7 protein-coding genes are annotated in these 7,455 nt (G+C 44.3%); 1 reads left to right on the top strand and 6 read right to left on the bottom strand.

Annotated features, from left to right (window positions below):
• Positions 1-246: 246 nt before the first annotated feature.
• The 4 genes from FPQ10_RS05635 to murB form a co-directional block, all read right to left on the bottom strand.
• Entirely contained in the window at positions 247-2,361 is a 2,115-nt protein-coding gene (locus FPQ10_RS05635) for a S8 family serine peptidase (RefSeq protein ID WP_144161566.1), read from the bottom strand.
• 65 nt (positions 2,362-2,426) lie between these two features.
• Positions 2,427-3,143, bottom strand: coding sequence for a tubby C-terminal domain-like protein (locus tag FPQ10_RS05630; RefSeq protein ID WP_144161543.1), 717 nt, complete (start codon positions 3,141-3,143; stop codon positions 2,427-2,429).
• A gap of 105 nt (positions 3,144-3,248) precedes the next feature.
• The gene (gene upp, locus FPQ10_RS05625; RefSeq protein ID WP_144161540.1) at positions 3,249-3,878 is read right to left on the bottom strand and encodes a uracil phosphoribosyltransferase; all 630 of its coding nucleotides are present in this window, start codon (positions 3,876-3,878) and stop codon (positions 3,249-3,251) included.
• A 247-nt stretch (positions 3,879-4,125) separates the two neighbouring features.
• Positions 4,126-5,043, bottom strand: coding sequence for a UDP-N-acetylmuramate dehydrogenase (murB, locus tag FPQ10_RS05620; protein WP_255439725.1), 918 nt, complete (start codon positions 5,041-5,043; stop codon positions 4,126-4,128).
• A gap of 196 nt (positions 5,044-5,239) precedes the next feature.
• Between murB and FPQ10_RS05615 the strand changes: the two genes are divergently transcribed.
• A complete protein-coding gene (locus FPQ10_RS05615) occupies positions 5,240-5,659 on the top strand; it encodes a hypothetical protein (RefSeq protein WP_144161534.1) in 420 nt (139 codons plus the stop codon).
• Here the strand turns inward: FPQ10_RS05615 and glyA are convergent.
• Together glyA and FPQ10_RS05605 are read right to left on the bottom strand one after the other, a co-directional pair.
• Positions 5,622-6,869, bottom strand: coding sequence for a serine hydroxymethyltransferase (glyA, locus tag FPQ10_RS05610; RefSeq protein ID WP_144161531.1), 1,248 nt, complete (start codon positions 6,867-6,869; stop codon positions 5,622-5,624). The two genes, FPQ10_RS05615 and glyA, sit on opposite strands and share 38 nt — an antisense overlap.
• A gap of 46 nt (positions 6,870-6,915) precedes the next feature.
• Positions 6,916-7,455: TIGR01440 family protein (locus tag FPQ10_RS05605; RefSeq protein WP_255439721.1), on the bottom strand; the 540-nt coding region annotated here is incomplete at its 5' end.

The following is a 7,455-nucleotide window of genomic DNA, read 5'->3' as shown; positions in this document are numbered from 1 at the left end:
CGCCCGACAAAGCGCTCCAACCGCTCGACAAACGCACCGAGCCGCCCGACAAAGCGCTCCAACCGCTCGATAATTCACAGACGAATGCTTGTGCAGAAGGCCTAACTTCAATAGTCTTCATAAAATCTTCAACAGTCAGCGGGCCAACTTGAGCAGTCAGCGGACCAACTTCAGCAGTCAAACTTCAGTGTCAGTCATCGGATCTCCGTTTACTTGATTCTGTTTCCTTCAAGTCTAACCCGTCATTTAAGAACTCAACTGAACCTCTGAGGTATATGTTTTTCCATTTTGGACGACTTGGACGACAAGGTATTGGCTTGACTCGCTTATTTCGTCAATACGGATGGTCTCTTGGAATTTCCCTTCATTAATATCGCTTTTTTCAAGTAGCGATTTTGTTTCGGAAAAATCTCCTGTAACGATTGCGACCTCCAGTTGTTCGACGTCTTCAGCCAAGTATACGGATAAGTTAAATTCATTTTCCGTAAATGGTATAGGCTCCAATTCGATTCCAGATATACGTGGATAATCTGCTTCATCCGTCACGAATGTATATGGTAGTGATACAAGTTCGTCACCAACGTTGACGTGGAAGTAGCCTTCAAAAATCTCTTCCGATAGTCGGTCAGTCGATACACGCAGTTCAACTGGAAAGCTTTTCGATGTGCCGGGTGCAATCTCTGTTGTGAATGGTAACTTCCACTGGATTCCTGGTTGCTTTCTCGGAATCTCCCACCGGACAAGCACCGGCTCTTCTTCATGATTTTCAATCGTTACTGAGCGTTGAATGGTTTGATCATCTTGATCGACTTTCCCAAAATGAATCGCTTTATTTTTTACAGTGAAGTCGCCCTCTAAACTACTCGCAATATCCGCTACTCCCGCCCCTTGGTCAATGGCAGATTGGTTGAGTTCATCGATCGGATTGGCATGAGAGATCAAGCGGTTTTTTAACTCTTCTGGTGATGCGTCCGGGTCTTTTTCAATTAATAGTGCGAGAAGGCCTGACACATAAGGTGCCGCCATGCTCGTCCCTTGCAATTCGGCATAGCCGCCGGGAACGGTACTCAAAATGTTCACGCCCGGTGCAATGATATCCGGTTTGCTCTCCCAGTTTGAAGTGACCGGACCACGCGAGCTAAATGTCGCAAGCTTGTCCGTCAACTCTTCATATTTTGTCGTAAACCATTTGCCGGCATTTTTTAATTGGCTCGCATCTTCTGTTGAAACATAGGCTACAGGAATCGGCAGTTCAACAAACTCCCAAGAATTCGGGTCTTCCTCACTGTACACAATGACCGCTGATGCGCCTTTTTCCATGATCGCCGCCATCATTTCCAGATACGTCTTTTCTTTTTCAATTAAAATCACACGGTCGTTGATGCTTTTTTCCAATTCCTCAACAGATGAGACTGTCTCTAATGGCATTCGTTTAGAAAAATTCCAAGCAGGACTCAAAGGAACTTGTGCTAAATCGATTCGATACGAATTGGCCAGTTCGATATATGGTTGATGCTGCACTGGCGCATAGGCTCCCACGGACATCGCTTTCTCTGCCGTCGCTGGTGAACCGACCGTCCATAAATCAGGGCCGCTATTTCCATTTGCTACAACGACGGGAACACCCAACTCGACCGCACGATTGACCGCTTCTGTCATGGGACTATCGGGACTGTTCACTTCGTTTCCAAGGGACAAATTGATGACGTCCATCCCATCGTCAACGGCTTCTTCAAGTGCTGCGATAATTTCAGCCGTCGTTCCTGTCCCACCTGGGCCAAGTGCACGATAAGCATAAATTTCAGCATCCGGAGCGACACCGGTGATCTCCCCTTTTGCTGCAATAATGCCTGCCACATGTGTTCCATGCATCGTCGGCACGCCTTGTTCAATCGTCGTTTCCATCGGGTCTTCGTCGAAATCAACCGTGTCGAAGCCCGCTTGGTAATTCGCCTCCAGATCAGCATGTGTATAATCAATGCCTGTATCGATGACACCGACTTTTACGTTTTTACCTGTTTGCTCAATGTCTTCTGGATGATAGTTTGCTTTTGGTAAGGCTGAATTTTTTGTATGGGCGTGAGGCACTTGATACGTTTGTGCCGAGTGAATGGTTGTGACGAACGTTTCTTCATATAATTGCTCGATGTGCCGCTCTTTCCCTTGAACGGCAACCGCTTCAAGCAGCGTGTCATACATATGAAGAACTTCAATGAATGGATAATCTTTTTGCAGGATCGCTTCTAAGTCTTCTGGCGCATTTTCCATTTCGATGATCCATGTTTGCTCTTCGTCTGCTTGGACGATGTTGGGTAAAAAAATTAGCGCAATGATTAGTGTCATGCAGAATTTCTTATGCAACAACTCACCTCCGTTTCGCTCGGAGTTTAGTTTGTGCAATTAATGGAAATTCATGAGAGCGATTCTTATGTATGAAAATAAAACGTAACTAAGATGAAGGTCAACATGAGGTGAACGTGATCTGCTTCTTCGACTGTTGGCTGATAAGTGAATTGATAACCTTTTCCTCTGTAACCCCTACCGATTAACCTGTCATCGGCATATAACTCAACACCATCACTCATTCCATACGTGTGAAATTGATAGTGTCTGCCCTCTATATTTGCTTCCAGTATTCCTTTTAACTTACTCGCATTTTTCATAGAAAGATCTGTTTGTACACGGCCAATTGCTTCCCTGTTTTTTTGAAGAATCCATTGATCATTTCCCAAAAGTTTATTTTCCTCTTGATTGACGAAAGCGAAATGGTCCCCATTCTCCATCTTTGCTTCTAGGTTTAAATACCAACGACCGGTGGAGCGCATGATATCGGCAATAAACATTTTCCAAGGAGATCTGTAAATTCTGCGGAAATTTCCTTTGCATTGTTGATGTGCATAAATTGGTTTCCAATTTGGCGTAATCGCATTTCCTAGCCGGAACATCCATTTCCCTTCACTGTTGAACGGTTGAAATGCTTGGTCTCTTCTCGTTTGATTTCGCAGAAAAAAGTAAAGGAGCACCGCAACCACCGGAAACACCAGCAAGATTGCGAGTTGGTAAAGTTCAAATTTGTCTAAGATGATAAATCTTAATGAAAGTCCAATCATTCCTGCTACAAAAAGACTTAATAAATATCCCACAACATACCCCTTTCAGCTCATAGTCCGTACATCAATTTTATTATGACACAAGTGTATATCATAAAAAAAGCCGATCTCCGAGAAAGAGATCAGCCGCACCATCTATTATTTTGTACCGAAAAGTCTGTCGCCTGCATCGCCTAAACCTGGAATGATATAGCCTTTTTCATTCAGTCTTTCATCAAGTCCTGCAATATAAATATCGATATCTGGATGTGCTTCTTGAACAGCTTCGACGCCTTCTGGTGCTGCAATTAAACATACTAAACGAATATGCGTTGCACCGCGTTTTTTCAACGATTCGATCGCTTCAATTGCCGAGCCGCCTGTCGCAATCATTGGATCGGTTACAATTAATTCTCTTTCATGAATATCGGATGGTAATTTCACGTAGTATTCAACTGGTTTTAATGTTTCTGGATCACGGTAGAGACCGATGTGGCCAATTTTTGCGGCTGGAATTAAGTCAACGATTCCATCAACCATACCTAAACCGGCACGAAGGATTGGAATGATACCTAACTTTTTCCCTGAGAGGACTTTTGATTTTGATTTTTCAACGGGGGTTTCAATTTCAATTTCTTCTAATGGCAATTCACGAGTGATTTCAAACATCATTAATGCGGATACTTCATCAACCAATTCACGGAAAGCTTTTGTTCCAGTATTTTTGTCTCTGATGAAAGTGAGTTTATGCTGGATTAACGGGTGATCAAAAACATAGAGTTTTCCCAATCTGAACAGCTCCTTTTTTTCACATATCCATTGAATTGTAGCGAACTATTGAGCTTATTTCAACAGACATCGACAAATTTAACAAAGTGGAAACTTTCGCACAAATTGCTGTTTTTTCGAAGTGATTTAGGTTCGCGTTGTTTTTATGTGTGATGTTTTAAGCGTTTTTGAATGAATAGCTTGTCCAAGCGGAATACAGAGAAAGAGCCCGAACTATCAATGTAGTCCAAGCTCTCTCATAGATGTTTTATGATTCCGGGTCTTCTCCGATGATTTTCACTTCACGCTCTAGTTCGACGCCGAACTTATCTTTAACCGTACGTTGCACCATATGAATGACATCAATATATTCGGTCGCAGTTGCATGATCTTTATTAATGATGAAGCCGGCGTGTTTTTTCGACACTTCTGCCCCACCGATTCCTTTTCCTTGCAGGTCACTGTCTTGGATCAATTTTCCGGCAAAATAGCCTGGTGGTCTTTTGAAGACACTGCCGCATGATGGGTATTCAAGTGGTTGCTTGGATTCTCGTTTAAATGTCAGGTCATCCATAACCGCTTTGATGTCATCGTAATTCGCTTCTTTTAAATCAAAGCGAGCTTCCATGACGATATAGCCATTATCCGGAATATTACTCGTGCGGTAGGAAAGGTCCAAGTCTTCCGCTGCGAGTGTTTTTAAATTTCCTTCCCGGTCGACGACGACTGCTTCTGTCAGGACATCTTTAATTTCTCCGCCATAAGCACCTGCGTTCATAAAGAGCGCTCCGCCTACCGTCCCGGGAATACCACAAGCAAACTCAAGACCACTTAGTGAGTGGCTGAGCGCTTCTCTGGAAGCATCGATAATACGAGCACCACTTTGGGCGACTAAACGCGTGCCTTCTACTTGGATGTCATCTAGTCTTTTCAAACTCAACACAATACCGCGGATCCCGCCATCTTTGATAATCATGTTCGATCCATTTCCGATTAGCGTGAAAGGCACATTGTGTTCATTCGCAAATTTGACGACTTGTTCTACTTCTTCATAGCGGCTTGCCGTAACGAAAACATCGGCATTTCCGCCCATTTGTGTATACGTGTGAGCGTTGAGCGGCTCATTCACTTTTATATTCTCTGTTTTTACGATTTCAGACAGATCTCGGATAAACGCATCATTGATTGTAAACACTGTCATTTCTCTCCTGACTCTACGCTTATATCTATTGTAGTTTATTCACTCATTCAGTAATTGTTAAACCCTATTTATTCTATCACGAAACAGCATGAATGAGCGACTTGTAACAGAATTGAAAGAAATACGTTGTCCTGTTAGTTTAGCATTATGTAGTAAAAATATGAATGTGGTGTTGGGTTAGGTGGGTGTGGATTCGGTGGGTGTTTGTGGTTTTAGCGGGTTTGCTCACTTTATCGGCGGGTTTTCGCATTTTATCAGCGGGTTCTCGACCTTTATCGGCGGGTTCGAACGCTTTATTGGCGGGTTTGCTCACTTTATCGGCGGGTTCGCATGTTTTATTGACGGCTCGGGTGAAGAATTCGACGGCTTCACGCGATTTTTCGACGGCTTCAACCGTTATTCGATGGGTGCGCACATTTATTCGACGGCTCGAGCAACGATTTCGACGGCTCGGGCGACGATTTCGACGGCTTCATGCATTTTTTCGATGGCTGCAACCGTTTTTTCAACGGCTCCTCAAAATGCATTAAAAAAGCAGCGGGGGTCACCGCTGCTTACCTTTTTTATTCGTACATTGGGAAACGGTCGGTCAATGCTTTGACGCGTCGTTTCGCTTCTTCTAATTTCTCTTCGTCTCCGAGATTGTCCAATGTCAATTTCATGATGGCTGCGATTTCGTCCATTTCTTCGATGCCGAAGCCTCTTGTCGTAACGGCTGCTGTTCCGATACGGATCCCACTTGTCACGAATGGGCTCTCCGGATCGAAAGGAATCGTATTTTTGTTCGTTGTAATCCCTACATCGTCCAACGCTTTTTCGGCTACTTTTCCGGTCAAGCCGAGTGGACGTAAATCCAATAATAATAAGTGGTTGTCCGTTCCGCCGGATACGAGGCGTACGCCTTCTTTGACGAGTGCTTCGCCAAGTCGTTTGGCGTTGTCGATAATTTCTGCTGCATATTCTTTAAACTCAGGTTGCAATGCTTCTTTAAATGAAACGCCTTTCGCAGCAATCACATGCATTAACGGGCCGCCTTGCATCCCCGGAAATACATTGCTATCGATTTTTTTCGCGAATTCTTCTTTACATAGAATCATGCCACCACGCGGGCCACGAAGCGTTTTGTGGGTAGTTGTCGTCACAAAATGCGCATGTGGAACTGGGTTTGGATGCAAGCCAGCGGCAACGAGACCTGCGATATGCGCCATGTCGACGAGCAAGTATGCGCCGACTTCATCAGCGATTTCGCGAAATTTCTCAAAATCTAGCACGCGTGGATAAGCGGATGCACCTGCGACAATCATCGTCGGTTTCACTTCATGCGCTCGCTCACGTAATGCTTCATAGTCGATGAGTTCATCATCTGCATTGACACCGTAATCAACGACATTATAAAGTTTTCCACTGAAATTCACCGGGCTTCCATGAGTCAAGTGGCCTCCATGATTCAAGTTCATGCCGAGAATCGTGTCGCCTGGTTTCAATACGGAAAAATAAACGGCCATATTCGCTTGGGCACCAGAGTGCGGTTGAACGTTTGCGTGGTCTGCACCGAACAGTTCTTTCGCCCGGTCTCGTGCTAGATTTTCTGCAATATCGACATATTCACAGCCACCGTAATAACGGCGTCCAGGATAGCCTTCTGCATATTTATTTGTCAATACAGAGCCTGCTGCTTCCATGACCGATTCAGAGACAAAGTTTTCTGATGCAATCAGCTCAATTTTATCGTGCTGGCGGCCCTTCTCTTTATTAATTGCTTCAAGCATTTCTGGATCGATTTCGTTTAATTTGTTCTTTAAATGACTCATGTAAACCCCTCCTTATTTAATAAACGCCAATCAATTGGCTGAGATCTTATTTTCGATACACCGCACGTTCTCCACCAATCAGTTTTGGTCGAGTGAATGCATGGGTGACGTGTGCATTGCCGAGTTGTTTTGTTTGTAAACGAAGTGGCACAACGACAGGCTTCAACTGCATTCCGATGAAGGTGTCTCCGATATCCATACCATAATCAGCTTGGACACTTTCCACTAATACTGGGTCTTCCATCTGTTGATAGGCATGGGTCGCCATCGAACCTCCCGCTTGTGGTTGAGGAATGGCATTCACTTCTGGAATTTGCAAACGCTGTTGTACTTTTCGTTCCAGCACAATCGCTCGGTTGAGATGTTCACAGCACTGAAAGGCTAGGTCGACACCGGTTTCTTGTTGAAACTTCTTCATCGCTTCATAGATCGCTGCGGCAACTTCCTCACTGCCTGCTGTTCCGATATGTTCGCCGACAACTTCACTCGTTGAACAGCCTATTAAGAACAGGCCTTCCTTTCGAATGAAATCTTGATTCTTCCATTCTCCCATCATCTTTTGAAGTTCTTGTTTCACGGATTCGAT

Source organism: Allobacillus sp. SKP2-8 (genome assembly GCF_007559355.1).
Lineage (GTDB): Bacteria > Bacillota > Bacilli > Bacillales > Alkalibacillaceae > Allobacillus > Allobacillus halotolerans.
This window is presented reverse-complemented; position numbering and strand designations above follow the sequence as displayed.

Coding starts and splice junctions, on each gene's coding strand:
- glyA (WP_144161531.1), bottom strand. CDS start 6,869: ATGAGTCATTTAAAGAACAAATTAAACGAAATCGATCCAGAAATGCTT.